This window comes from Paenibacillus sp. FSL R7-0273 (genome assembly GCF_000758625.1).
GTDB lineage: Bacteria > Bacillota > Bacilli > Paenibacillales > Paenibacillaceae > Paenibacillus_AQ.
In genome coordinates, this window is record NZ_CP009283.1 from 5,911,940 (window position 1) to 5,937,198 (window position 25,259).

24 protein-coding genes are annotated in these 25,259 nt (G+C 55.4%); 4 read left to right on the plus strand and 20 right to left on the minus strand.

Features of this window, described 5'->3' with window-relative positions:
* Positions 1-48: 48 nt before the first annotated feature.
* The 6 genes from R70723_RS25390 to R70723_RS25415 all read right to left on the minus strand — a co-directional run bounded on the left by R70723_RS25390 (position 49) and on the right by R70723_RS25415 (position 6,738).
* On the minus strand, positions 49-987 hold the full coding sequence (locus R70723_RS25390; protein ID WP_039876605.1) for an SPFH domain-containing protein: 939 nt from the start codon (positions 985-987) through the stop codon (positions 49-51).
* On the minus strand, positions 987-1,421 hold the full coding sequence (locus tag R70723_RS25395) for an NfeD family protein (protein WP_039876606.1): 435 nt from the start codon (positions 1,419-1,421) through the stop codon (positions 987-989). Before R70723_RS25395 ends, R70723_RS25390 begins: the two co-directional genes overlap by 1 nt.
* Before the next feature lie 234 nt (positions 1,422-1,655).
* Positions 1,656-3,599, minus strand: a complete 1,944-nt coding sequence (locus R70723_RS25400) for a glycosyl hydrolase family 18 protein (RefSeq protein WP_039876608.1) — start codon at positions 3,597-3,599, stop codon at positions 1,656-1,658.
* A 457-nt stretch (positions 3,600-4,056) separates the two neighbouring features.
* Complete coding sequence (locus R70723_RS25405) at positions 4,057-4,698, minus strand: XTP/dITP diphosphatase (RefSeq protein ID WP_039876610.1); 642 nt, start codon at positions 4,696-4,698, stop codon at positions 4,057-4,059.
* A 1-nt stretch (position 4,699) separates the two neighbouring features.
* The gene (gene rph, locus R70723_RS25410; RefSeq protein WP_039876614.1) at positions 4,700-5,461 is read right to left on the minus strand and encodes a ribonuclease PH; all 762 of its coding nucleotides are present in this window, start codon (positions 5,459-5,461) and stop codon (positions 4,700-4,702) included.
* A gap of 158 nt (positions 5,462-5,619) precedes the next feature.
* The gene (locus R70723_RS25415) at positions 5,620-6,738 is read right to left on the minus strand and encodes a GerMN domain-containing protein (protein WP_039876616.1); all 1,119 of its coding nucleotides are present in this window, start codon (positions 6,736-6,738) and stop codon (positions 5,620-5,622) included.
* A gap of 196 nt (positions 6,739-6,934) precedes the next feature.
* Here R70723_RS25415 and R70723_RS25420 point away from each other — a divergent pair, with 196 nt between their 5' ends.
* The 4 genes from R70723_RS25420 (at position 6,935) to R70723_RS25435 (ending at position 9,817) form a co-directional block, all read left to right on the plus strand.
* Positions 6,935-7,357, plus strand: a complete 423-nt coding sequence (locus R70723_RS25420; protein ID WP_039876618.1) for a hypothetical protein — start codon at positions 6,935-6,937, stop codon at positions 7,355-7,357.
* Between the two features lie 214 nt (positions 7,358-7,571).
* Positions 7,572-8,165: a phosphatidylglycerophosphatase A family protein gene (locus R70723_RS25425; RefSeq protein WP_039876620.1), complete on the plus strand. Its 594-nt coding sequence runs from the start codon at positions 7,572-7,574 to the stop codon at positions 8,163-8,165.
* Between the two features lie 208 nt (positions 8,166-8,373).
* On the plus strand, positions 8,374-9,042 hold the full coding sequence (locus R70723_RS25430; protein ID WP_039876621.1) for a Type 1 glutamine amidotransferase-like domain-containing protein: 669 nt from the start codon (positions 8,374-8,376) through the stop codon (positions 9,040-9,042).
* A gap of 22 nt (positions 9,043-9,064) precedes the next feature.
* Positions 9,065-9,817 carry a gluzincin family metallopeptidase gene (locus tag R70723_RS25435; RefSeq protein WP_039876623.1) on the plus strand — a complete coding sequence of 251 codons (753 nt, stop codon included), beginning with the start codon at positions 9,065-9,067 and terminating at the stop codon, positions 9,815-9,817.
* A gap of 447 nt (positions 9,818-10,264) precedes the next feature.
* On the opposite strand, the gene R70723_RS33595 is transcribed toward R70723_RS25435, so the two are convergent.
* From R70723_RS33595 to nifD, 14 genes are all read right to left on the minus strand, one after another.
* Entirely contained in the window at positions 10,265-10,429 is a 165-nt protein-coding gene (locus R70723_RS33595) for a hypothetical protein (RefSeq protein ID WP_156123847.1), read from the minus strand.
* Positions 10,430-10,434: 5 nt separating this feature from the next.
* Positions 10,435-11,478 (minus strand): MBL fold metallo-hydrolase, encoded by a 1,044-nt coding sequence (locus tag R70723_RS25440; RefSeq protein WP_231574780.1) that lies wholly within the window; start codon positions 11,476-11,478, stop codon positions 10,435-10,437.
* Positions 11,479-12,213, minus strand: coding sequence for a class I SAM-dependent methyltransferase (locus R70723_RS25445; protein WP_039876624.1), 735 nt, complete (start codon positions 12,211-12,213; stop codon positions 11,479-11,481).
* A gap of 139 nt (positions 12,214-12,352) precedes the next feature.
* On the minus strand, positions 12,353-14,041 hold the full coding sequence (locus R70723_RS25450) for a glycoside hydrolase family 13 protein (RefSeq protein WP_039876626.1): 1,689 nt from the start codon (positions 14,039-14,041) through the stop codon (positions 12,353-12,355).
* Positions 14,042-14,161: 120 nt separating this feature from the next.
* Complete coding sequence (locus R70723_RS25455; RefSeq protein ID WP_039876628.1) at positions 14,162-14,716, minus strand: hypothetical protein; 555 nt, start codon at positions 14,714-14,716, stop codon at positions 14,162-14,164.
* A 605-nt stretch (positions 14,717-15,321) separates the two neighbouring features.
* Complete coding sequence (locus tag R70723_RS25460) at positions 15,322-16,101, minus strand: Cof-type HAD-IIB family hydrolase (protein WP_039879262.1); 780 nt, start codon at positions 16,099-16,101, stop codon at positions 15,322-15,324.
* Between the two features lie 267 nt (positions 16,102-16,368).
* Positions 16,369-17,511, minus strand: a complete 1,143-nt coding sequence (locus R70723_RS25465) for a homocitrate synthase/isopropylmalate synthase family protein (RefSeq protein WP_039876631.1) — start codon at positions 17,509-17,511, stop codon at positions 16,369-16,371.
* Positions 17,508-18,260: a HesA/MoeB/ThiF family protein gene (locus R70723_RS25470; protein WP_039876633.1), complete on the minus strand. Its 753-nt coding sequence runs from the start codon at positions 18,258-18,260 to the stop codon at positions 17,508-17,510. Before R70723_RS25470 ends, R70723_RS25465 begins: the two co-directional genes overlap by 4 nt.
* Positions 18,261-18,293: 33 nt before the next feature.
* The gene (locus tag R70723_RS25475) at positions 18,294-18,860 is read right to left on the minus strand and encodes a DUF269 domain-containing protein (protein WP_039876635.1); all 567 of its coding nucleotides are present in this window, start codon (positions 18,858-18,860) and stop codon (positions 18,294-18,296) included.
* Positions 18,844-19,254, minus strand: coding sequence for a nitrogen fixation protein NifX (gene nifX, locus R70723_RS25480; protein ID WP_039876636.1), 411 nt, complete (start codon positions 19,252-19,254; stop codon positions 18,844-18,846). Before nifX ends, R70723_RS25475 begins: the two co-directional genes overlap by 17 nt.
* Positions 19,229-20,557, minus strand: coding sequence for a nitrogenase iron-molybdenum cofactor biosynthesis protein NifN (gene nifN, locus R70723_RS25485; protein ID WP_039876638.1), 1,329 nt, complete (start codon positions 20,555-20,557; stop codon positions 19,229-19,231). The genes nifX and nifN overlap by 26 nt, the downstream gene beginning before the upstream one ends.
* Positions 20,547-21,908 carry a nitrogenase iron-molybdenum cofactor biosynthesis protein NifE gene (gene nifE / locus R70723_RS25490; RefSeq protein WP_039876639.1) on the minus strand — a complete coding sequence of 454 codons (1,362 nt, stop codon included), beginning with the start codon at positions 21,906-21,908 and terminating at the stop codon, positions 20,547-20,549. The genes nifN and nifE overlap by 11 nt, the downstream gene beginning before the upstream one ends.
* Before the next feature lie 286 nt (positions 21,909-22,194).
* Positions 22,195-23,754 (minus strand): nitrogenase molybdenum-iron protein subunit beta, encoded by a 1,560-nt coding sequence (gene nifK / locus R70723_RS25495; protein WP_039876641.1) that lies wholly within the window; start codon positions 23,752-23,754, stop codon positions 22,195-22,197.
* A complete protein-coding gene (gene nifD, locus R70723_RS25500) occupies positions 23,751-25,214 on the minus strand; it encodes a nitrogenase molybdenum-iron protein alpha chain (RefSeq protein WP_039876643.1) in 1,464 nt (487 codons plus the stop codon). Before nifD ends, nifK begins: the two co-directional genes overlap by 4 nt.
* Between the last annotated feature and the right edge of the window lie 45 nt (positions 25,215-25,259).

The following is a 25,259-nucleotide window of genomic DNA, read 5'->3' on the forward strand; positions in this document are numbered from 1 at the left end:
GCTTTTACTTTAACAAATATGTGCCGCAATTGTAAAACCTTCTGCTGCCTACTTGCCGTCCTTGCCTGCCTTGAATACCTCGGCAATTGCTCCGAGCGCACCCAGCGTCTCAACTGTGCTGCTAGGCAGGAACACTTTGTTGGCCGGTCCTTTGGAGATTTCGGTCAGCGCATCAAAGGACTGGTACGCCAGCACCCGCTCATCCAGCCCGGCGGTGCTGATCAGCTGAATCCGCGCCTTCTCGGCTTCGGCTACCGCCTCGATCGCCTTTGCCTGGCCGAGCGCTTCGAGCTCCTGCGCCTGGCGTAAGCCCTCGGCCTGACGGATACGCGCTTCCTTGTCACCTTCAGCCTTGAGGATCTTACTCTGCTTATCACCTTCCGCGCGCAGGATCATATCCTGCTTGGCGGCTTCCGCCTCCAGAACAATGGCGCGCTTACTGCGTTCCGCCTTCATCTGCTTATCCATCGCTTCCTGGATATCAAGCGGCGGTTTGATATCAATAACCTCAACGCGCTCAATCCGAACGCCCCACTTCTCGGTTGCTTCATCGAGGGCCAGCCGGATGTCCGCCGAGATTTTTTCACGTCCGGACAGTGTTTCGTCCAGCTCCAGCTTACCGATAATCTGCCGCATGGTTGCTGTGGAGATGTTACGGACCCCATATACATAATCAGAAATACCGTAAGTCGCCTGCTCCGGTCCCACTACCTGATAGAAGATAATGGTATCTATCTGTACCTGAACGTTATCCTTCGTAATAACCGTCTGCGGCGGCACATTCGCCTGCTGAATCCGCAGATCGTGATACGTGCGCACCTGATCAATGACCGGAATCAGAATGTTCAGCCCCGGTGTAAGCAGACGGTTAAATTTCCCGAGCCGCTCGACTACCCCGACACGCTGCTGCGGTACGATTTTGATCGTCAGTGCCACAAAAACGACTACGACTGCAATAATAATCCCGATAATTACCCATGAATCCATCAGTTGTATTCCTCCCATCGTTCTACTTCGATAATAGTGGAGCTTCTGCGGACAACTCTGACTAATTCATTTCTCGCCAGCACCTCGCCTGACACTGCACTCCAGGTATCGCCGCCGACCTTGACCTGGCCGTAGCGCCCCGGTTCAAGCGTTTCAACAACAATACCCTGACGCCCGGTAATCTCTGTCCCGATATCCTCAAACCCCCGGGAATGCTTTAACCGGGCTACAAGAGGCTTGGAAAAAATGGTCAGGAGAACCGTTACTACCGCGCCCGCCGCCACCTGCAGCAGAATCGCCTCCGGCCAGACCAGCGATACAAGCAGCGCCACCACTGCACCGACCGTAAGCCAGAACAAATAAAAAGTAAACGTAAACATTTCAATTAAAAGCAGAACACCGGCCGCGACTAACCATAGCACCCATGGAACCATAGGTGATCTCACCACCTTCCGCTATATACTTCTATAAACGAATAAAACGGCAGCGCGTTCCATTATTTTTCCCGATAGGGACAAAAGCAGGCACTTTTATTATATTTCAAGCCACGGAAGGTTATGAATACAATTCCCTTGCTCCGCCGGCAGCACATCCTGTTCTGCAAAATAAAAAGCCTGCGGAGAAGCCGTTCTCTCCGCAGGCTCATGATACTAACGGTTAAGCTGGAGTTATTTCAGCTTCCACAGGGCAGGAGCAGCTGCAGGCTCCCACCCGGCAAGCGAGGTATGCGCCTGCTGGCAGATGTATGCCGTCCCGTTGTAAGTCACTGTGTCGCCTGCTTTATAAGCAATGCCTGGCGCCCAGACACCGGCACCAGGAGTTACTGTAGCGGTCGGGGTGGGCACCACCGTTGGAACAGGTGTAGCGGTCGCGGCAGGTGAAGGTGTGGCGGTCGCATTGCCGCAGACCCCGATTACCTTCCATGCCCCATAAGCGCCGCTCAGATCAGGCCGGTCGCCCTGCGTCCACCATTTGGCTTCATATACGTAGCCGCCGTAGGAAACCTGCTGGCCTTGTGTATACACACCGGCCGCACTCCAGGCCGGGGCGTTACACTGTCCCGGTGTAGCTGTCGGTGTCGGCGCTACTGTCGGCGCCGGAGTAGGAGTCACGCTTGGTTTGGGCGTCGCTGTCGCTGTAGCCGTCGGTGTCGGTACTACCGTCGCAGTCGGCGTAGGACTCGCACTTGGTTTTGGTGTAGCTGTAGCGGTTGGCGTTGCGGTTGGCGCTACCGTCGCGGTTGGAGTCGGCGTAGGAACGATACCGCCTCCAAGCTCGGCGCTGAGCTTATTCTGCAGTGTGCGGTTCCGGTCGCCGCTCGTCTCCCAGAACATGGCTCCGGCCAGGCCTTTTGACTTCAGGTAGCTGATCTTGTGGCCCAGGGACTCCGCATCATCGTAGCTGATATAGGTCTGAGTCGAAGGATTATACAGATAAGGCACCTTGGCTACGTTATTCCAATAACGGGTGTAGCCGTTTTTGTTAATATAATTGGCTTCCAGATCATTGAAATCATAGTTGCCCTTTTCCCAGGTGCCCGTGGAGGAAATGCCTGCAGATACCTGGTATTGCCCGTTGCCTGTTGCCGGTGCACCGCCCCAGCCGCGGCCATAAAACGGCATGCCCAGCACCAGCTTGCTTGCAGGAACTCCCGCGCCAAGATGGGTGGTTACCGCCTTGTCGATATTATAATTCTGCGGCTCAGTTAGCCCGGTCGATGCTGTGGCCGGATCATAATACAGCGGCGCATTGTGTCCGGTCGTTGTATTCCAGCTTCCGTTGAAATCGTAGGTCATGATATTGATCCAGTCCACAACCGCCGCAATCCCGCTCAGGTTATTGTTCTGGACGTATGTCGGACTGGCGCCGGAGGCGATGGTCAGGAGATAGGTTTTGCCGTCGGCGGTACCTGCCGCGTTCAGCTTTTCACGAATTTTTTGCAGCAGCAGCACATAATTCTGTTTATCCTCGGGTCGGTAGCTGTTGCCGGCGAGTCCGCCGCTGACCGGATACTCCCAGTCCAAATCGACGCCGTCCATTTTATATTTACGGATAAAGTCAACCGCCGAATTGGCAAACACCTCACGGGTAGCAGCCGTTGCCGCCACATCAGAGAACCGGTTCGACCAGGTCCACCCGCCGACGGAAATCATGGTCTTCAGGTTCGGATTCTTTTCCTTCAGCTTCCACAGCTGCTTCAGGTTGCCTTTGATCGGATCATCCCATTTGTCATCCCCGAAGCTTTTTTGGGCATCGATCCACGGATCGCCCAGGACGATTGTACCGTTCGGCACGCTGATGGCCTGCCCCTGCTCATTCTGGCAGGTCCAGGTAGCCGGATTCGGCCCGGTCGGGTCCGGATTTCCGTGCACCCCGTTCCAGCAGATGTCGGCGAAGGCGTAGTTGATTACATTCATTTTGGTGGCATCGATATCCGCTACATTAAAAGCCCGTCCGTAAGCGGCCCAGGATGCATAATAACCGACAATCTTATAATCATTCCCTGCGGCCTTAGCCGTCTTGACACTCCCGCCGAGTGCGGCAAAAAGCGTAATAAACAAAGCAGCCGCGAGCCCCAGCGCAACAGATTTCCGTGATTTCTTTTTCAGCATGCAAATATTACCTCCCCGGTTCATTCTCACAGCCCATCGTTCTTCATGGAAAAGAAACAGCGACGCCTGGCAGCTCACCCCGCTCCCCGATCTGAATTCACCCTCACTCTGCCTTACTAGCAATGTAACGGTAGTCTTGTTAATAGATGAGATACTACAAAAAAGCGCATGAAACTGCCCGGTTGCCTGTAATTACGCTGGCTGGCTTATGAATATGGTGATAAATACGGTGTAGCCTGCTGTCAGGTAGGTGAGTGATTGGAAGAGTTAAGCAGCGGAAAATTGGAGGATTCTGACATCATTAAGAGATGAAGGTAATTCTAATTTTCAGGCATTGCAGCGGGAACCGCCAGGGGTACATTTCTGTAATCGGGGGATAAATTCATCTTATAACACAAAAAGACCCTGCCCGCCTATCCGGCAGACAGAGTCATCAGTTAGAAGCATGTAGCGGGAACTACCCGTTATTGCCCTGCTTGGCAGCGAGCTTATCCGTCAGCAGACGCAGCGCCGTTCCGCGGTGGCTGATCTTTTGCTTCTCCTCCAGCTTCAGCTCAGCCATCGTCTTCTCATACTCCGGAAGGTAAAAAAGCGGGTCGTATCCGAAGCCCCCGGCGCCTGCAGGCTCCGAGGTAATCCAGCCCTCTACTGTCCCCTCTGCAGTCAGCTCCGATCCGTCCGCCGGATCATAAAGCGACAAGGCACAGACAAAACGGGCTGTGCTAAGCAGCGGCTGGCCGGTATCCTCACCCTGCTTCATCCGCTCCAGCTCGCTCAGCAGCTTGAGGTTATTCTCCTCATCCTGCGCACCTTCACCGGCGTAACGGGCAGAGTACACACCGGGCTTGCCGTCCAGCGCATCAACACACAAGCCGGAGTCATCCGACAGTACGGGCAAGCCGAGGGCTTCGCCGACTGCCTTGGACTTCTTGAGCGCATTCTCGGCAAAGGTACTGCCGTCCTCCACTACATCCGGAAGCTCCGGGTAGTCGAACATACTCTTAACGGTCAGGCCGAGCGGGGCAAAAGCATGCTGGAACTCGCGCACCTTGCCCTTGTTCTTCGTCGCAACAATCAGGATGCCGCCGCTGTTACTCATGCTACACCTCTTGGCCGGTCTGGCCGGAAGGGATTTTGAGCGCAATCGGACCGAGTACTTCCTTTTGCACCGCGATCAGCTCATGGATGCCCTTCTCCCCGAGACCCAGCAGCTCGTCCAGCTCCCGGCGCGTGAACGGACGCTCTTCGCCGGTGCCCTGCAGCTCGACAAAAGCGCCTCCGCCGGTCATCACCACATTCATATCGACCTTTGCCTTGGAATCTTCCTCATAGTTCAGGTCAAGCAGCGCCTTGTCACCCACTACACCGACACTTATAGCAGCCAGGTAATCTGTAATCGGAAATACGCTCAGCTTGTGCTGTAGGGCGATTTTGTTAATCGCAAAGGCCATCGCCACAAAGGCTCCCGTAATCGAGGCTGTCCGCGTACCGCCGTCCGCCTGAATCACGTCGCAGTCCAGCGTAATGCTGCGCTCGCCCAGCGCCTGCAGATTCACCACCGAGCGGAGCGCCCGGCCGATCAGCCGCTGGATTTCCATCGTCCGTCCGGTCAGCTTGCCGCGTGCAGCTTCACGCTGGTTACGGGTCTGGGTTGCCCGGGGCAGCATCGAATATTCGGCGGTTACCCAGCCCTTGCCCTGGCCCTTCAAAAACGGAGGAACCTTCTCATCCACAGTTGCGGTTACAATAACCTTTGTGTCGCCCATCTCAATCAGTACTGAGCCCTCTGCATATTTATTAGTTTGGGTTGTAATCGTAAGCGGCCGGAGCTGGTCGCTGTTACGCCCGTTTGATCTCGTCATAGTCTGCCTCCTGCATCTTAAGTAGCTAAAGCTTACATTAACGCCTTTGCGCGCGAAACGGATAACACCCGGGAAGGGTATTATCCGTTTTTTGCTTAGCAAGCTTTATTCTACCAAAGTGAAGGCACAAAAGCATCTTTTGCCCCGGTAAAAACTTCTTACAGCGGCAGTGCGTTCACATATTCCGGCGCTGATACCGGCTGGCCGTAGTTGACATTGTCCGTTCCGGTAACCGTCTCCAGCCCGTTCAGGCGGATCTGGACCGGAGCATCGCCTGCATTCTGCGCGACGGTGAGCACTACGGATTCCAGCATTTCCTCCGGCACATTCTGGGCATCCGTAAACATATCATCAGTCAGCGATACCGTAACTACCCCGTTCTGGCCTGATTCCACTCCTTCAAGCACGGTTCCCCCGGTCATCACCATTTCCAGTCCGTTAGCCGACTCCGGTCCGGCAATCAGCTCATTCAGCGCCGCCTTCACCTTGTCTTCCCCTGCGGGTACAAAGCGGGTAACCGGAACATAATATTGGTGAGTACCGTCAGGCGTTGCTGCAGAAAAATATACGGTGACCGCAGAAGAATTCATCAGCGCCGGCCCGTTTCTCGGCAGGTTGATGCCAAACGAGCGGGACAGCGGATAATCCAGCGGTGTGCCCTGAAGCGGCATTTCCGTCAGCTTTTTACCGTCAACCCAGAGCTGCACACCCTTGATGCCCTCCTGCCCGGTCAAGGTCCAGGTGATGGCCTCCAGCATTTTGCGTTCATCCGCAGGCTTGTAATCGTTGAATGCGGCGTTGAACTCGACCACTGCCAATTTATCCTTGTCTACTGAGACACTCTGTACTTCTGTGCCTTCAGGCAATACGCCCTGGAAACTTTCAGGAACAGCTGAGGCATAGGCTCCCTGGCTGATTAGTGCGGTAAGCGAGTCCTTCAGCATGACATTGCTCTCCCCTTCAGGGAGCTTCAGCGATACTGGTGCCAGGAGGCCGTTGCTATCCTGCAGGTAGACGGTGGTCCGGTCTCCCGGTGCGATGGCTTCCGGCTGGCTGGTGCCTTCTTCCGCAGCTGCTGTATCCTCCGCCACAGGTCCGAATACCCCTGTATCGAGCGTTGTGCCGTCGCTGAGCTCCAGCATCTGCGCCTCAATCTCCTCCGGCGGCGGATCCACCGCTGCCGACTCCGAGCCGAACAGACCGCAGCCGGACAGCATAATCGGAACTGTGAGCAGGCAAGCCGCAGACAGCGTACGGACTTTTGTCATAGGTTTCATTAATCATTGCCCCTTTCAACCACTAGGATCAGTTTGTACTGCTATGTATACGAGCCCTCTCTGCAAAAAATAACAACAGCTTATCCTTTAATTTGGACAACGTGCGGAGCAGGAGCGGGACAGGCTGCGGGTGGAGGGCGCGGGTAAGGGCGGATGTGGCTTGAGTGCAGGGCTATGAGGGATTCAGGCGGGCGGATTGGGCAAATCAGAGGCCTTTTTGCCTTTGATTCCGGCTCCGGAAAGCGAAATGTGCAAATCAGAGGCCTTTTTGCCTTTGATTCCGGCTCCGGCGGGCGGATTGCGCAAATCGGTGGCACTTTTGCCTCTGATTCCGGCTCCGGCGGGCGAAATGCGCAAATCAGAGGCCTTTTTGCCTCTGATTTCGGCTCCGGCGGGCGAAATGTGCAAATCAGAGGCACTTTTGCCTCTGATTTCGGCTCCCGCGGGCGAAATGAGCGAATCAGAGACACTTTTGCCTCTGATTCTGGCTCCGGTGGGCGAAATGCACAAATCAGAGGCACTTTTGCCTCTGATTCCGGCTCCGGCGGGCGAAATGTGCAAATCAGAGGCACTTTCGCCTCTGATTTCGGCTCAGGCGGGCGGGCCTGCTCCCTGGTAGGCAAGTTTTTGGAATCTGTCTGTCCGCCTCCCATATCGGCAATAATAATAAGATGCGTCCCTTGCCCGCTGTTGAGGTAATAACGTTATAAGGCTGGATTGATGATGATAGCCAAAGGTACATAGTCTGCCGTTTACTTTAAGGTTATCAATGTTATCGCTGTTCATTACCAGCAGTTTAAAGGCCAGCCTACTCCTAAATCGAGGTGACAACTATGAATAAAATTAAAACTCCTTACAGTCTCAACAGCAAAGCAGTTGCAAAAGCAACCACTCACTGGATGCGGGAACGCGGCGTAACAGTTGATGAAATTGCTGAGCTTGTTATGTTTTTGCAGCAGAAATATTACCCCACGCTGACCATGGAGGAGTGTGTCCATAACGTCGAAATGGTACTCAGTAAACGTGAAGTGCAGAATGCTGTGCTGACCGGCATTCAGCTGGACGTGCTGGCGGAGGAGGGCAAGCTTTTTACACCTTTGCAGGATATGATTGAAAATGATGAGGGGCTGTACGGCGTGGATGAGATTCTCGCTTTTTCCATTGTGAATGTGTATGGCAGCATCGGCTTCACCAACTATGGTTACGTGGATAAGCTGAAGCCCGGGGTATTGACGAGATTAAATGACAAAAGCACCGGTCAGGTACATACTTACCTGGATGACATTGTCGGCGCCATTGCCGCAGCCGCCAGCAGCCGCATCGCCCACCGCAAGCAGGCAGAACGCGAGCAGGAGCTCGGCCTTCCTCATGCGCCTGAGGATGTAGAAGAAGCTGCCAGAAAGACGGCCGAGGATCATCTGGAGTAGTCCCTGCTGCCTTTGTGCCGGGCATGCGTAGGTCTATGTCAGATTGGAGTGTACATTATCAGTTAGCTCAAAATCACATGAGGCAGCCGACCACACAAGGTTGGCTGCCTTTTCCGCGGATGGACAGGGGAGGATAGTTCAAACCTTTTATCGAACACCTAGTCAATGCGGAAAAATGATGAGATTCCAAGCGATAAGGAGTGAATTTATGAAATTACTACTGACATCAGCGGGCGTTATTAACAAAAGCATACACGACGCACTGGTTGATATGCTGGACAAGCCCATTGCCGACTCAAACGCCCTGTGCATCCCCACCGCCATGTACGGACACCCCTGGGTCGGTCCCGGCGTCAATACCTGGGAGTTCATCAGCGGGAAATCCGGAAATCCCATGGTCGAGCTGGGCTGGAAGTCTGTAGGCGTGCTGGAGCTAACCGCGCTGCCAAGCATTAGCAGGGACCGCTGGGTACCGCTTGTTCAGAAGACGGATGTCCTGCTGGTGGCCGGCGGCGATGCCCTCTATCTGCACCATTGGATGCGGCAATCCGGACTAACAGAGCTTTTACCGTCGCTGCGGGCTGTTTATGTAGGAATGAGCGCCGGGAGCATGGTGATGGCACCTAACATAGGGGAGTTCTTCGTTGGCTGGACTCCGCCCGCCGGTGGTGATGAAGCGCTGGGTCTGGTTGATTTTGCAATTTTTCCGCATCTGGATCACGAAATGCTGCCTGACAACACCCTGGCTGCCGCCGAGAGATGGGCCGCCGGGATGAAGGGTCCCGCCTATGCGATTGATGATCAGACCGCCATTAAAGTAATCGACGGGGCAGCGGAGGTTATCTCTGAAGGGAATTGGAAGCTTTTTCACAAATAATAGTATATAGGAGAATATTATATTGATATTCCTCAGAACAAATAGGATCAAAATAATCAGCTTGTCAATCATTCTAATATTCGCGCTCGTTTTACTGTTCTTGTATTCGACTTATGCTAAGCAAACCCATGCTGTATTAATCCGCTACTCCAATATGAATGAAATTGCACATAATGTATACGTTGAAGCTGAGCTCAATGAAGGTGAAAAAGCAGAACTGCTCCAGTATGTTCAGGCCTCTAATGTTAAAATCGATGCGATATTTGGACACAAAGAATCGGCTCCCGTTATAATCTATGCAACCTCTAAAGAGGCTTTAGAAAAATACGCAAATTCAGATATTGGGCAAACCTATTATTATCCGTGGAATAACTACATTGTTATCGGTCCAATGGGTTTTAACGAAAACGTGCTTGCCCATGAATCCACACATGCAGAATTAAGGAAACGGCTAAGTAGCAGCAGTAAGGTACCTGTTTGGTTTGATGAGGGACTAGCCGCTATGGCTGATGGCCGGTTTACCGATTATGAAAGGACCTGGAGCATCCAGACTAATGACGGAAAAGAACCCATAAATTATGACCGTTTGGACTCCCCCTCTGCCTTCCAGCCTAATGCTGAAAGCCGTATGAATTATGAACTGGCGTGCTATGAGGTTTCGAGATGGTATGGGATTACGGGTACACCCGGTTTAGTGAAACTGATCGATGCTTTAAATACAGGGAGTGAATTTGAGGATGTTTATAAAGGGATTGAGAGCGGTATGAGTATGTAGTGCGGGTAGTGCGGGTAGTGCGGGGAAGAAAGTACGTTGTACCTTGCATGATGCGCAGTGTGCTGAGTATTGGGTGACAGTTAGTTGGTGATTCGCCGCACGAGTTTCTAAGTACTTATTCGAGCTACATATCTGAACGTATACATACTTTAACTGCAGTTTGTGCAACTAAAAATACCAAAAAAGGTCCTTTCCCAGCTATAGTTGTATTCGGTACACTTAAAAATCCGGTTTTTAGCTTATTGGGCCATACACGGCACTTTTAGTTGCACGGAATGCAGCTATTGCTGCATTTGAGCAAATTTGCGCCAATCGAAGTGTACAAAGTGCAGCTAAGTTGCAGTTTGTCGCAAAACAGGACAGCCGGACTACGAACCAGCGGGATTATTCCCGCTAGGTTGTTCGTGATCCGGCTGTTTCAGCTGCGCTGTCTTTACCCGGCGCTGCTCACACTGCCTGCGCCGCCCTGCCCCGGCGCTGCTCACACTGCCTGCGCCGCCCTGCCCCGGCGCTGCTCACACTGCCTGCGCCGCTATGCACGGCGCAGGCACACACCGCACGCGCAGCCATGCATCGCTGCTGCAGCTGCATCGCCAGCGCCATGCACAGCACCGGCGCTACAGCTGCTGCGCCGCCGCGAACAGCAGCGGCCCGCCCGGCTCTTCCGTGAGCGTAGCCGCCCGGCCGCGGCGCACCAGCTCCGCCAGGTGCGCGAGCGCCTCGCTCATGGCGAAGCGCAGCTGATGCGCGCTGGCCACGCGTCCGCGGAACAGCGCCCCGCACACGGCGAACCCGCTCTGCGGTCCGCCGGCCAGCAGCTGAGCGGCGATGTCCAGCCGCTCCTCATGGTGCCGGAGCAGGCTGTCCGCCCGCTCCGGCCACGCCGTGAACGGTTCCCGGTGCCCCGGGAACGCACGGCGCACAGGCAGGCTGCGCAGCACGCGCAGCCCCTCCAAAAACGTCTGCAGCGGCTGCGGATCGCTGCCGGGCTGCAGACCGACATTGGGCGAGATCTGCGGCAGCACAGCATCGCCGCAGAACATGAGCCCGCTGCCGGCCTCATACAAAGACACGTGGCCCGGCGCATGCCCGCCGGTCAGCACAGGCGTCCACTCCCGGCCGCCCAGCATCAAAGGCACCGCAGCGTCGATATAGCTGACCTCCGCCTGCGGAGTAACCTGGGTCAGGAAGCTCTCCAGATGCTCCCTGACCCCCTGCACCAGCTCCTCCGGCATGCCGTGCCGGAGGAACAGCAGCGGCAGCGACTCGTTCAGCGTCGCCTCCGCCCCCCAGGACATGCGGGCCTCGGCGTGGGCCCGCTCCGACATCCAGACCCGGCTGCCGCTGCGGGCCTGCATCCAGCCCGCCAGCCCGTAGTGGTCGGGATGGTGATGGGTCACTACGATCTGCCGGACATGATCCCAGGAGAGATCCAGCTCATCCAGCACCCCCTGCCAGGCCAGCTCCGCTTCCAGTGTATGCGGACCCGGGTCGATGACCGTTATGCCGCCCTCCGGCTCTGTGACAATATAGCTGTTCACCCAGCGCAGCGGCGGGTCCATCGGCACACTCACCTGCAGGATGCCGCCCTCCCAGTCCTTGAGCTCCGCCTTACGCATAATGCCGTCACCGCCTCTCGGAAGTCTTCTGCCTGATACCATCTACGGACGGATGCCGACAAAGATCATCCGCTTGGAATGCTCCTCGTCATATTCCTCTTCATCATAGCTGCCGTGGACGGCCTCAAGCTGCAGCCCCGCGGCGGCAAGCAGCTGTTTGAACGCATCCAGCGGGTACAGCTTTACCCGCTCATGGTATTTACGGGGCGTATCGTCCCCTTTGGAGGTGAGGACGATATCCTTTTTGACATAGCCGTCTTCGATCCGCCGGGACTCATCAATCAGAATATCCCCGTCTTCGCGGGTGGAGTGCGGCACAAGCTGACGGATCACATAGGACGGATTAAGAAAATCTATAATAAATTTGCCTTCCGGCTTCAGCATTCTGCAGATTTCGCGCAGCACCTTAATCTGCTCCTCATCCTCCTCAAAGTAGCCAAAGGAGGTAAACAGATTAACGACCGCGTCAAAGCCGCCGTCAAGCGGCAGCTCCCGCATATCGGAACGCAGCCAGGTCACCTGCTCCGCACCCTCCTGGGCACGGGCTTCACGCAGCAGAACCTCGGACAGATCGACACCGGTCACCTCAAAGCCGGCTTCGGCCAGCGCCAGCGAATGGCGGCCCATGCCGCAGCACAAATCCAGCACCTTCGAGCCTTCCGGCAGCTCCAGCCAGCCGATCATCTTCTCCACCTCATGCCGGGCCCCGCAGAAATCCCTGTGCCGGTACACTATGAGATAATCCTCACCAAAGCTTTTTTCATACCATTCACCCATTCTGCTTCTCCTCCCCGCGCCTCCTGCACACTCTCTATGTATAATATTGTAACGATTGTACCCCCTTTTCCCCGTAAACTCAAAGAAGAGTCGCCATTCCGCCATATTTCCCGCGTCCCGGCAACTCTGCTGGCCAAGCCTATATGTGCTGCAAATATACCCGCGCTTCATACGGCCGGAGCTTAAGCGAGGCCAGATCATCCTCCTTGGCCGGAGGGTAATTGGAGATCAGCAGCTCCGCCGGTCCGGCCTCAAGCTCCGCTGGCAGCTCGAATACCGGCTCATGCTCAAAGAAATTCAGGATAATCAGCAGCCGCTGATTCTCAAGCGTCCGGGTAAAAGCATAAATCTCCTCATGCTCCTCAAGCAGCAGGCCATATTCGCCGTAGACGATGACCGGATGCTTTTTACGCAGCTGAATCAGCTTCTTGTAGTAGTTATAGATCGAATCCGGGTCCTTGACCGCAGCCGCCGCATTGATCTCCCTGGAGTTGGAGTTGACCCTGATCCACGGCACGCCGGTCGTAAACCCGCCCTCGTCCGAATCATCCCACTGCATCGGGGTGCGGGCATTGTCCCGGCTTTTTTTGTGAATATTAGCCATAATCTGTTCTTCCGGCATCCCCTGGTTGCGCTTATCCTCATAATAATTCAGCGTCTCCACATCCCGGTAGTCGTCAATCGACTCGAACGCCGCATTCGTCATGCCGATCTCTTCACCCTGATAGATGTAAGGCGTGCCCTCCTGCATATGGATGAACGTAGCCAGCATTTTGGCCGACGGCACGCGGTAGAACAGGTCGTTCCCGAAACGCGACACTGAGCGCGGCTGGTCATGATTACACAGATAATTGGCGTTCCAGCCCCGCTTGTGCAGAACCGTCTGCCAGTTGCTGATGATTTTTTTGAGATCGGTGAGCTTCCACGGCACGGTATCCCACTTTCCGCCGCCCGGAGCCGCGCAATCCAGATTCATATGCTCAAACTGAAAGGTCATATTCAGCTCGCGCCGCCCGTCCCCGACATAATCCAGCGCCTGCTCCGGCCCAAGACCCGAAGTCTCCCCGACAGTCATGATGTCGTAGAAGTACAGCACCTTGTCATGCAGATTCTGCAGCATCGTGTGCACATCCTCGAGATTGGAAAACATCTCATAAGCCCGCACCGTCGCTGTTCCCCCCGGATTAGCCGCATCCGGATAGCCTTCCGCCTTGATGATGTGGGCAATGGCATCGAACCGGAAGCCGTCAACGCCTTTTTTGAGCCACCACTCCACCATTTCATGCAGCTTGTCGATCACCACCTGATTTTCCCAGTTCAGATCGGGCTGGTATTTGGAGTAGAGATGCAGGTAGTACTCATCCGTCTGGGGATCAAGCTCCCACACCGAGCCGCTGAAATAGGATTCCCAGTTGTTCGGGGGACCGCCGTTTTTGCCTTTGCGCCAGATGTAATAATCCCGTTTCGGATTATCCTTCGAGCTCCGTGATTCGATGAACCAGGGATGCTGGTGGGACGTGTGGTTCAGCACCAGATCCATCATCAGCTTCATTCCCCGGGCATGCATCTCCCGCAGCATCAGGTCAAAATCCGCCATCGTCCCGAATTCCTTCATAATGTCACAGTAATCACTTATATCGTAGCCGTTGTCATGGTTCGGCGATTTGTAAATCGGACACACCCAGATGACATCCACACCCAGGTCCTGCAGATAATCCAGCTTCGATATAATGCCGCGCAGATCGCCGATCCCGTCGCCGTTGCTGTCCTTGAAGCTGATCGGATAAATCTGGTAGGCCACGCTTTCTTTCCACCATTTTGGATTCACTTGGACTCTCCTCCGCTTCTCCGGTGTTTGCCTCAGTTAGTGATATTTATAATATCTTAACCATACTGATGGAAGACAATCACAGATTGTTTGGCAAAAGCAGACGGGGATGCATCCGGTTTAGCTATTCCTTAGCTTAAGCAGCCCGGGAATAACTTGCCCGATTTGCCGGAACAGCGCCTGCCCTGCCTCCCCCTCATCACGGATATAAAAAATCAGCAGCGACCGCTCCTGAAATACTTTATGCTGCACCAGATCCGCTGTAGCCGTCTGATTCTCAAAATCAGCCCAGCCCGCTTCACGCTCCCCTTCCCCGGCAAACTGGTAGATAACCAGCTCTTCCTTATCCAGCAGAAAAACAAGCGGCTTCCGCCCGTTCAGCTCCCTGTGAAACACACTCTCCGTCCGCACTTCACTGCTGCTAAGCTCAAGCCCTTTTTCCGAAAATGCTGCTGTTATCTCCTCCGCGCTAAGCTCCCTCAACTCTGCATCCGTCACCCTATCGCTCTGGCTGCACCCGGCAGCCAGTATTCCGATTACGAGGAGCATCAGCAGCATAGCTATCCTTTTGAAAATGCTCGATATGAGCGCTAATATACCGGCATTTTTGCTTATGCCAATCTTCCTGTGCATCTGTTTACTTAAAGTCACATTCATGCCCGCGTTGAAATCCATCTTAAGCCGTCCCCTCTCCACAATTCTTATAAGTAATTGACGGCTGCGTTGCTGATATTGTTGCGGCGGGTCAGAGCGGATGGCGGTTGCTGCAGCAGCAGTGGCAGTGACGGCAGGAGTGACAGTAGCAGCGGCAGTAACAGTAGCAGTAACAGAAGCTGTGACGGCAATGGTGAGACTGCCCAGTTTCTTTTGAGAGCAGCTTCTATTGCATTTTGTGCAATAGAAAACGCTGCAGGAGCGACTTTATCCGGTTTCCGGGCAATGCTGCCGGATGAAATACAATAGAACGCTTTTCCCGCGCAAAAAAGGGCTTATCTATTGCACATTCTGCAACAGAAAGCCCTCTGCTTTTTCATATAGATGTATTTTGTACACTTAAAAGCCCGAAACACCGCATCCGCACCGTATAACTGTATTCCGTACAGCTATATCTGCCCAAATCGGCTAAAACTGAGGTTATACAGCCTTTTAATTGCACAAAATGCAGCTAAAGGGATGACCAGGAGAGAAATCGGCGGTTTTAGCTCCACAAAGTGCAGTTAAGTACATGCGGCGCTGTTGTGGAACTACGATGAAGTCGGAGTTAGCCAAGCCCCCTATAGCTACAGCAGCCCCACCATTTTGAGCCCCTCGTAAATCCCGTCCTCGCTGACGTGCCTGGTGACATAGGCCGCAGCCGCCTTTACTTCCTCCTCGGCGTTGCCCATGGCAATGCCATGGCCGACATAGCTGAGCATCTCCAGATCATTCAGACCGTCGCCGAACGCGTACACATCCGCTTTGTCCACACCGAGGATTTCGAGCATCTTGGCAATGCCATTGGCCTTGGAGCCGTTACCCGGCAGTACGTCCATCCCCAGCGGGTGCCAGCGGACAAATTTGAGCTCCGGGTAGGCTTCTTCATAGGCGGCCTGGCTCTCCTGCGGACAGAAGATGATCGCCTGGTAAATATCGTTCAGCAAAAAATACTCCGCATCATAGGTTGGAAAAGCCAGCTTCAGCGAGCCGATGCTGGTCACGATGTTCACATGCTCAGCTGTATTGACCTTCATATCCGTAGCGTCGATATAAGCAACCGGGTGGTCATTTTTATCAGCGAACAGGGTCAGCTCCTTCAGCACCTCCGTTTCCAGCCGGTTGGTATAGATTACCTTGCCTTTGTAGACCACATACTGGCCGTTGAGGGAGACAAAGGAGTCAATTCCCAGCTCTTCACGCAGCTCCTTGAACATATAAGCACCGCGGCCCGTCGCAATAACGACATTATGTCCACGCCGCTGCAGCTCGGCAATCGCCTCTCTGGTGGAAGCAGGCACATTTTTATCTTCATCATAGATCGTTCCGTCAATATCAAAAAAAATCGTCTTCTTATCTGTTGTCATAAGCACTCCTGTCTTCTTGCTGTTCTCTTTGTATGTATCCTGCCCAAATTGTAGATGCTTACTGAAAGTGATGCAAGCTTTCATTCATTCCCTGCTCTAATTTACCGCAAAAAAAGAGGCAGGCCCCAATCGGGACCGCCTCTGCCCAACAGATGCAGCTTCCGGTAAATCTGCTCATCCTTCATCCGTTCATCCGTTCATCCGTTCATCCGTTCATCCGTTCATCGGCATCCGCTAATCCGCTAATCCGCTCAGCCCGGCGCCAGCTCACACCGCATTCTGCGCCCGCTGCTGCTCCTCTCTCAGCCACTGGAGCAGCATGGCCTCCGGCACATTGCTTTTGCGGGCCTCGGCGTAATCCCGGACCCGCTCCAGCAGCCGGCCTGCCGTCTCCGGGCTGATCTCAAGGCCGCGCTGCTCCAGCACATGCGCCACCCCGCCGCTGCCGGAATGCTTGCCCAGCACGAAGCGGTGGGCCCGGCCGACCTCGGCCGGATCAAATGTCTGGTACGTTGCCTTCTCCTTCATCAGCCCGTCCACATGAATGCCGGACTCATGCGTGAACGCGAGCTGTCCCACAATCGGCTTGGCGTCACCGACATTGCGCCCGGAGGCCGCAATGACCATATCCGCCAGCCCCTTGAGCAGGTCCAGCCGCACGCCGCATCCGCCGCCGTACAAATGCCGCCAGGCCATGGCGACTTCCTCCATGGCCGCATTGCCGGTGCGCTCCCCGATACCGGCTACTGTAGTGCTGGCCCAGACCGCACCGGCGGCTACGCCGCTCAGGGTGTTGGCCACGGCCAGCCCGAAATCATTGTGGCAGTGCACCTCCAGCTCCACATCGGCAGGAACCGCACCGAGCAGACTCTGAATCCGCCCGGCCATCTGCCCCGGATGATGGGCCGATACCGTGTCGGCATAGCGGAACCGGCGTATGCCTTCCTTGTATAGCGCATTAACCAGCCGGGCCAGAAACTTCATATCCGCCCGGGATGAGTCCTCCATGCCGACCGATACCGTCATGCCGTGGCTTAGCCCATACTCTGCTGCATGCAGCAGCTTACTCAGCCCTTCCGTCTCAGTCAGCCCCAGCTTGCCCTGCAGCTGGATCCCCGAGACTGGAATGGACACATGGGCCCAGTCCACGCCGGTGCTCCGCGCCTTGTCAATATCGCCCGGGGCCGAGCGGTTCCAGGTCATCAGCCTCATCGGCAGGCCCAGCTCAGCGATGGCCGCGATGTCCTCCTGTTCCCGCCTGCCCATGGCAGGGATACCCACCTCTGCCTGTTCTACGCCGCATTCCGACAGCAACTTTGCGATTTCCAGCTTTTCCGCCCGCGTGAATGATACTCCAGCCGCCTGTTCCCCGTCCCTCAGTGTCGTGTCGCATAGCTTGAGACTTTTCACGGTTTACCTCCTTCTCCGCAGCAAGCGCAATTCGGATTACGGGTAATAGTGACGCTATAACAGGCGAAGTCGAGTGAGCTGAAGCGATGCATTACGCCCGCATAAGTTGTCCCTACCCCTGTAATCCATTTTATGGCTTCCAGCGCTGCCAGACAACCGGCAATTCCGGAGGTTGCACCGAGAACCGGGAACCCGAACGGCTCCCACTGGGGCTGCAAATCCGGGTACAGGCATTCCAGACAGGGGGTCTGGCCCGGAATTACAGTGGTAAGTGAAATCTCAAAGCCGTACATCGCAGCCTCCACCATCGGGGTAGCCGTATCAACACACAGCCTGTTTAAGGCATACCGCTCGGGAAAATCATACCGGGCATCAATGACGATATCCGCCCGCTCCACCCACGGTTTGGCCTGTTCATATTCAATTTTGGCATTGTAGCCCTCAATGTCCACATGCGGATTAAGACGTTTCAGCTGCGCTGCTGCCGTACTGATCCGCTCCATCCCCAGAGATCCGCTGTCCATCAGAATCTGCCGGTTGAGATCCGGCGGCAGAATGTTTCCTTCATGCGCCAGGATAAGCCTGCCGACACCTGCCGCTGCCAGATACAGCGCAGCCGTCCCTCCTAACCCGCCTATTCCGGCCACCATAACCGTCGCTTCCTTGAGCGCCTGCTGTCCGCTCTCTCCGAGCAGCTTCAGCTGCCGGGCATACCGTTCAAGCTCAACTCCTCCGGCAAGCTGCTCCATGCCTTTCGCCTCCTGTGACTGCTGATCTTTTCTTTAGCCCTCCAGGCTCATCAAGCCGTGCAAAGCGGTTACTTCCCTGTATTTGGCCAAAAAAGCCAGCCCCTCCTCGGCACACTCCACTCCATACCGGATAACCTTTTCCTCTGACGTGAACGGGAACGGAAAGCCCGCGCGCAGGCTTTTCAGTACGAGGATAACCCGGCCGCTGTACAGCAGCCCCCGGCCAAAGCCCTCCCCGTTAATCTCGGCCGTGCTCTGGATCAGCGTCCCGCTCCGCTCCTCGATTACTCCGGCTGCAGCCTGGAACAGGAGCGGCACCTGCTGGCGCACCTTGGGCGAGACCGCACAGTTGAATTCGGACTGGCTCTGGTCCTTGGCAGAGGCCAAAAACTGCTGTGCAAGCTTCTCCCCGGGCGTCAATGCTGCATACCGTCCGAAGAAATCCTCCGCATCAAGCAGACCGCATAACCGCCGGACCAGCGCATCCGCCATCTCCTGATCAACAGCCTTACGGCCCGGCCGGCTGCGGCGTTTCTGGAGCACATTGTCCGAATAGGCCCCTTCCAATGCAGCCGGGCTTTCATTAGCCATGGGTTCCATCCGCTTCCTCCCCTTCCGTTATCCCTTCCTCTTCCGCCCGCAGCACCTTGGCCAGCCACATCGGCGGCTTGCCCTGAAGCATCTCGGCAAGCCGCTTGACCTGCTCCTCGATCGGGCTGCCGAACGGAACCTTAACCGGCATAATCTTGCGCCGCGTCACCCGGGCAGCCGCCGAAGCGCCGATCTGCATAATGAAGATCAGCGTGCAGTCGCCTACCGCCTCCAGGCGGCTTTCGATTTTACCGGCTTCATCCTGGTTCAGAACCACCGGCAGCCTGCGCAGCTCTACAAGACTGCTTCCCTGCTTCGTTACATTGTATATTGCAAACATCGGACTCTGTCCGAAATGGGCATTAACGCGGATTCCATCATCTGTGGCGAATGCTACTTTCACGGTGTCCAGCCTCCCTCTGCATTAACAAATTCCCTGCCTTGTTGCTCCATTCCATAGCTCCCCTGTAGCCTACCGATACGGACATATATGCCCCAAGCTCGTTCCAGACCGGGAAGCCGGCGGGCATAAATGCAGCTCCTATGCGGGCTGCACCGCTGATCCCGTGCGAATTGCTGATCCACAGGTCGGCGCCTTTGCCGAGCACCTCGGCATCATCCAGATCGCCAACCCATACCTCGCGCTCCATGCCATCTACAACCGGTGTTTCAAAAGAAGAAATAAGCGCCTTCTGCTCTACACCGAGCTCCTCCAGCCAGCCGGATACTGAATACAGATGGTCCGGCTCAAGCGCGGCAACAGCGGACATGCCGGCGAACTGGAAGTGCGCGTCCAGCATGCTGTCGAGCAGATTCTCCCTCTGCCAGCAGTAGCGCAGCGGAACCGGCTCGCCGCTGATCTGATGCAGGAAATGCAGCAGCTCATCCGAAGCCTTCAGGCCCATCGCTCCGCTGAACACCTTGTAGGGCGTGCCCAGTGCGTTATGCAGCCTTCTGGCCGGCCGCTCCATGCTGGCACCGACGGCAATCGTCAGCCCGGACTGCAGGCTCTGCAGCATCGAGTCCAGCGGCACCCCGCCCCGGGTCAGCGGGGAGAAGCCGGTCAGCAGATGTCCGGACAGCGAAGTCGAAATATCCGGAACGGCAATGACCTCAAACCCGAAGGCAGAGATCATCTCCTTCAGCTCCATTACATCTGCGGGAGTCAGGAATGATCCGGGAAGCAGTGTAATCTGGCGGGTATTCACGGTTCTTGAGCCCCGGTGCCCGACCTGCTGGATCAATTCGTCCATCATCGCCTCCACCGTCGCACTGAAGCCCGACTCAAGTGAACCCCGGAAATCAGGCAGGACTACAGAGAAGGCGAGTCCTCCGCGCAGATTCCGCTCCCGCTTGTAGCTCTTGAGCATCGTCACATAATCGACTCCGGCGACATCGGTCAGCTCCGTTCCGACGATGCCGATAATATCGGGACGATGCTTGCTCAGCACAATATTCAGCGCCTCCTCCAGATTGCGGTTGGCGTCAAAAATAACATCCATCTCCTGCAGCGCCGAGGTCTGCACCGCTATCGGCTCACGGAAATGCCGGGTGAGCAGCGCCTTTGGGAACGCTGAACAGCCCTGTGAGCCGTGGATCAGCGGCATGGCCCGGTAGCAGCCCTGCAGGGCCAGCACAGCCCCCAGCGACTGGCCGATCTTGATCGGATTAACCGACGCCGGCTTCTTCCGTTTGTTAACGGTCATAAGGCACCCCCTTATCCCACGGGGCGGGGCTTGCCGCAAGCCTCCAGACCGGATTGGCCAGCGAGTAGGTCAGCTCCTTGGCCAGCCGCAGCAGACCTTCATAGCCGGCGTAGGCTTTGTGCCGCTCCTGGTTAATATCGATGAAGGGAATCTGCTCCTTCATCGCCACATACATGTTGCGGCCGCCGGCGATCATGATGTCAGCCTTGCGCTCCCGCACCGTCTTGAGAATCCGGCTTGCGCCGCCTTCCGGTATATATTCGGTGTCATCGCCGACCCGGTCGGCAATCCGCCGCACATCATCCTCCGTGCTTTTGTTCGTGCCGACCCCGACCACCTGGACGCCCAGCTCCTTGAGCGCCGAAATGACCGACCAGCTTTTGACGCCACCGGTGTACAGCACCGCTTTTTTCCCCTTCAGCATTTTACGGTATGGGCGCAGATCCTGGGCCAGACGGCTCTCCTCCCGTTCGGTCAGGCGGTCCACCCGCCGCTCCATCTCCCGGTCATTCATCAGATACGCCATCTGACGCAGGGAATAGGTAGTCTCCTTGGCCCCGTAGAAGGAGCCTTCAAAAAAAGGAATGCCGTATTTGGCCTCCATCTCCCTGGCCAGCCCCAGCAGCGCGCGGCTGCAGACGACCATATTGACCTTGGCATGGTGCGCCCAGGTGATCTCCTTATACCTGGCATCACCCGTGATGCGTGAGGTAACCGAAATGCCTGCACTGTTCATCAGCTTCTCAATGTCCCACATCTCGCCTGCGATATTATATTCGCCGATCAGATTCACACCGAGCGGAATTTCCGGCTCCGGGTCCCCCGTGCCGATGACATACTGCAGCAGGGCATCGCCGGCCAGCCGGTTGCCCAGATTTTTGCTGCCGACAAAGCCGGGGCTGTTAACGGGAACCACCGGGATGCCAAGCCGGTCTCCGGCCTCCTTGCACACGGCATCCATATCCTCACCGATCAGTGCGGTTACGCAGGTTGAATATACAAAGATTGCCGGAGGCGCAAAACGCCCGGCAATATAGTCGATGCTCTCCTTCAGCTTTTTTTCCCCGCCAAAAATAATATCAGAATCATTCAGATCTGTGGCAAAGCCGTATTGGGACAGCGAAGGTCCGCTGGACAGCGTACCTCTGCTCTCCCAGCTGTTCCCGGCACAGGCAATCGGGCCATGGACAAGATGGGCAGCGTCCATAATCGGCAGCAGGGTAATCTGGGCTCCGTCGAAGGAGCAGCCTCCGGCTGCTTCACCAGGCTTCGGCCGCGGACACGGCTTGGATTTGGGAGCCTGGCTCCCGCAAGCCTCGGAATCAAAATCGACTTTTCGTACTGGGTCCATCGGCTTTCATCTCCTTCGCTAAAGGTGGATGCTAACTCTGGCAATACTGACCTGCAGCAGCAACGGCTTTTACATATTACTAGCAAGAATCCCGGCCTGCCCTGTTCCCTGATTTCGCGCGTGCTGAGCATTGGCGGATATCGGGATACAGGGAACGCCGGGCTGGATAAAGCTTTTACCATTTATTCAAATTGATGTATGTTAAGCGTAAAATATCATTACAGAAACTTTCAGTAATTCCCATCACTTATTCATTTAGTCAAACTGTAAAATCCGGAAGCATCGCCTACCGCACCAGATCATAATTGAATCCGGAATTGTTGCGGTCCAGCTCATCCAGCACGGTGTTGACGATCAGACTGAGCAGATTAAGCGCACCCTGGTAGCCCAGAATCGGATAACGGTGCATATGGTGACGGTCAAAAATCGGGAATCCCACGCGGATCAGCGGCACACTCGCATCCTTGGCGGCAAATTTCAGATGCGAGCTGCCGATGGCCAGGTCAACCGGATCATTCAGCAGCAGCGAACGCATATGCCACAGGTCGTTGCCTACGTATACTGCCGCTTCCGATCCATACGGGCTGGTGGCGAGCAGCGCTTCAGCCTCTTCCTTAAACTTAACATTATCGAACTCAACATCACCGTTCGAGCAGACGATGTGCACAGGCTCCATACCTACTTCCAGACAAAATCCGATAAGTCCGATCAGCAGATCCGGATCACCTACGAGTGCCACCCTTTTACCGTGAAGATAAGGATGACTGTCGGTAAGAGCGTCGACCACGCGGCCGCGTTCCTCCAGCAGGGAGGCCGGGAGCGGAAGTCCGGTCAGTCCGCTGATTGCCTCCAGCAGCTTGTCAGTTCCGGTGATACCGAGCGGCGTGGACAGTGCAGTTACCTGCTGCTTCCATGTTCCGGTGATATAGTCCTGGGTTTTCTTAAGCGTGTATTTCTGGAGGGAGAGCGTACCGAGCGCATTCGCAGCCAGCGGCACATCCGCCAGTCTGGTTCCGCCATAGTAGTACTCATATTCCCCCGTAGCCGGCGAGTCATAATTACCGCTGTGATCACCGAGCAGAGTGTACTTCGTATCAAATGCCTGAAGAATTTTGCTGATTTCTGCAAAGTTACCCGTATATGGCTCGAAGCCGAGCATCACATTCAGCTTCTCTCCGGTTTCTTCGCCGCTGCCCGGAGCCGCCTCCAGGCCGGAGCGTTCGTACAGGTAGCTCAGAATCCCCTTCATCATGGCATCGTAGCCGGAGATATGCGATCCGACGAAGCTTGGCGTATTGCAGAAGGCAACCGGGAAATCCCCGGAGATGACCCCTTTGTTGCGGGCATTGCCGATAAAGGAGGACAGGTCATCCCCGATAACCTCCGCCATACAGGTCGTACAGACTGCCACCATCTCCGGCTTATACAGGGCGATGCTGTTCTCCAGGCCGTCGATCAGGTTGCTCATCCCGCCGAATACCGCTGCATCCTCGGTCATCGAGGAGGATACGGCCGGTGTAGGCTCCTTGAAGTGGCGGCTTAAATGGCTGCGGAAATAGGAGTTGCAGCCCTGTGAGCCATGGACGAAGGGCAGTGTTTTCTCAAAGCCGAGTGCAGCCATAATCGAACCGAGCGGCTGGCAGGCCTTATGCGGGTTGATAACCACCGCTTTACGGTTAAAGTTCTTCTCCATGTACTCGGCTGATTGGGAGTAAGCGAGTGCCTCAGCCGTTTCCTGCTCACTGCAGGGCGCTTCGAACTGCTGCTTGTTCAGCCGCTGCTCCACGAACCGGTGCTCCGAGAACAGGGAGTTGTAATCCGGAATCTCCAGTCTGTCCTTGCTCATATGCCCGCCTCCTCCTTTTGAACGTGTTCCTTTTCCTTCTTCTGCATCAGGCTCCATACCGGACTGTTCACCGTCATATCCATATCCTTGGCAAAAATCTTAAAGCCGTCAAAGCCGTGGTATGGACCGCTGTAATCCCAGGAATGCATCTGGCGGAACGGAATGCCCATTTTGTGATATACATACTTTTCCTTAACGCCTGAACCCACCAGATCGACGTTCATTTTCTGGGCAAGCTCCTCCAGCTCATAGGCGGTCGGATCATCCATAATAATGGTGCCTTCCTTCATCATCGGGAAGGTCTTCTCATAGTCATCCTTATGGGCGAATTCGTAGCCGGAGGCCACAATATCCATGCCCAGATCCTCATAGGCGCCGATAGTGTGGCGGGAGCGCAGGCCGCCGATCATCAGCAGCACCTTTTTATTTTCCAGACGCGGCTTGTATTTATTGATAATGGCATCCATGGCCGGCTTGTGCTTCGCAATCATCTTCTCGCAGTTCTCCTGAATCGTTTCGTCGAACAACGCAGCGATGGCGCGCAGGCTCTCATACGTTTTGGACGGCCCGAAGAAGTTATATTCCATCCACGGAATACCGTAGGCCTTCTCCATATGCTCGACCATGTAATTCATGGAACGGTGGCAGTGAATCAGGTTCAGCTTGGCCTTATGGGCAATCTCCAGCTCGTTCAGCGTACCGTCTCCTGACCATTGGGCAATGACCCTGAGGCCCATCTCCTCCAGCAGAATCCGTGAAGCCCAGGCATCGCCGCCGATATTGTAGTCTCCAATAATATTGACATCATACGGGCCGGTTTCGGCTAAATCAGCCTTGCCAAGCACGAAATCGCGGATCGCATCATTGGCGATATGATGGCCGAGCGACTGGCTGACACCGCGGAAGCCCTCACAGCGTACAGGCACAACCGGCATCTCCAGCTCCTTGGACATCTTCTTGGATACCGCCTCAATGTCATCGCCGATCAGGCCGACCGGACATTCAGACTGCACCGAAATTCCCTTGGCCAGCGGGAACATCTCGGTAATCTCGCGCATGATCACTTCAAGCTTCTTGTCGCCGCCGAAGACGATATCCGTCTCCTGAAAATCACTTGTGATCTGCATCGCGGTAAAATTATCGATACCAAGCGTTCCGTTCGCATAGTTGCGCCGGGTTCCCCAGCTGTATTGTCCACAGCCGACCGGGCCGTGGCTGATATGGACCATATCCTTGATCGGGCCCCAGACCACACCCTTCGAGCCGGCATAAGAGCAGCCGCGCGGTGTCATGACACCGGGGCGGGATTTGATATTGGACTTCAGGGCACAGGTACCGCAGGTTTGCGCTTCTTCTGTGTTGATCTGATAGTGCTTTTCCCGGTCTTTTTTCGCTTTTTTCGGGTAGGCCTCCAGCACTTCCTCAACAAGCTTTTTGTTCGCTTCAATATCCAGTCCCATTAATGACCCTCCTTTTCTTGAGGCGGGCGCCTTTAGCGCCCGCCC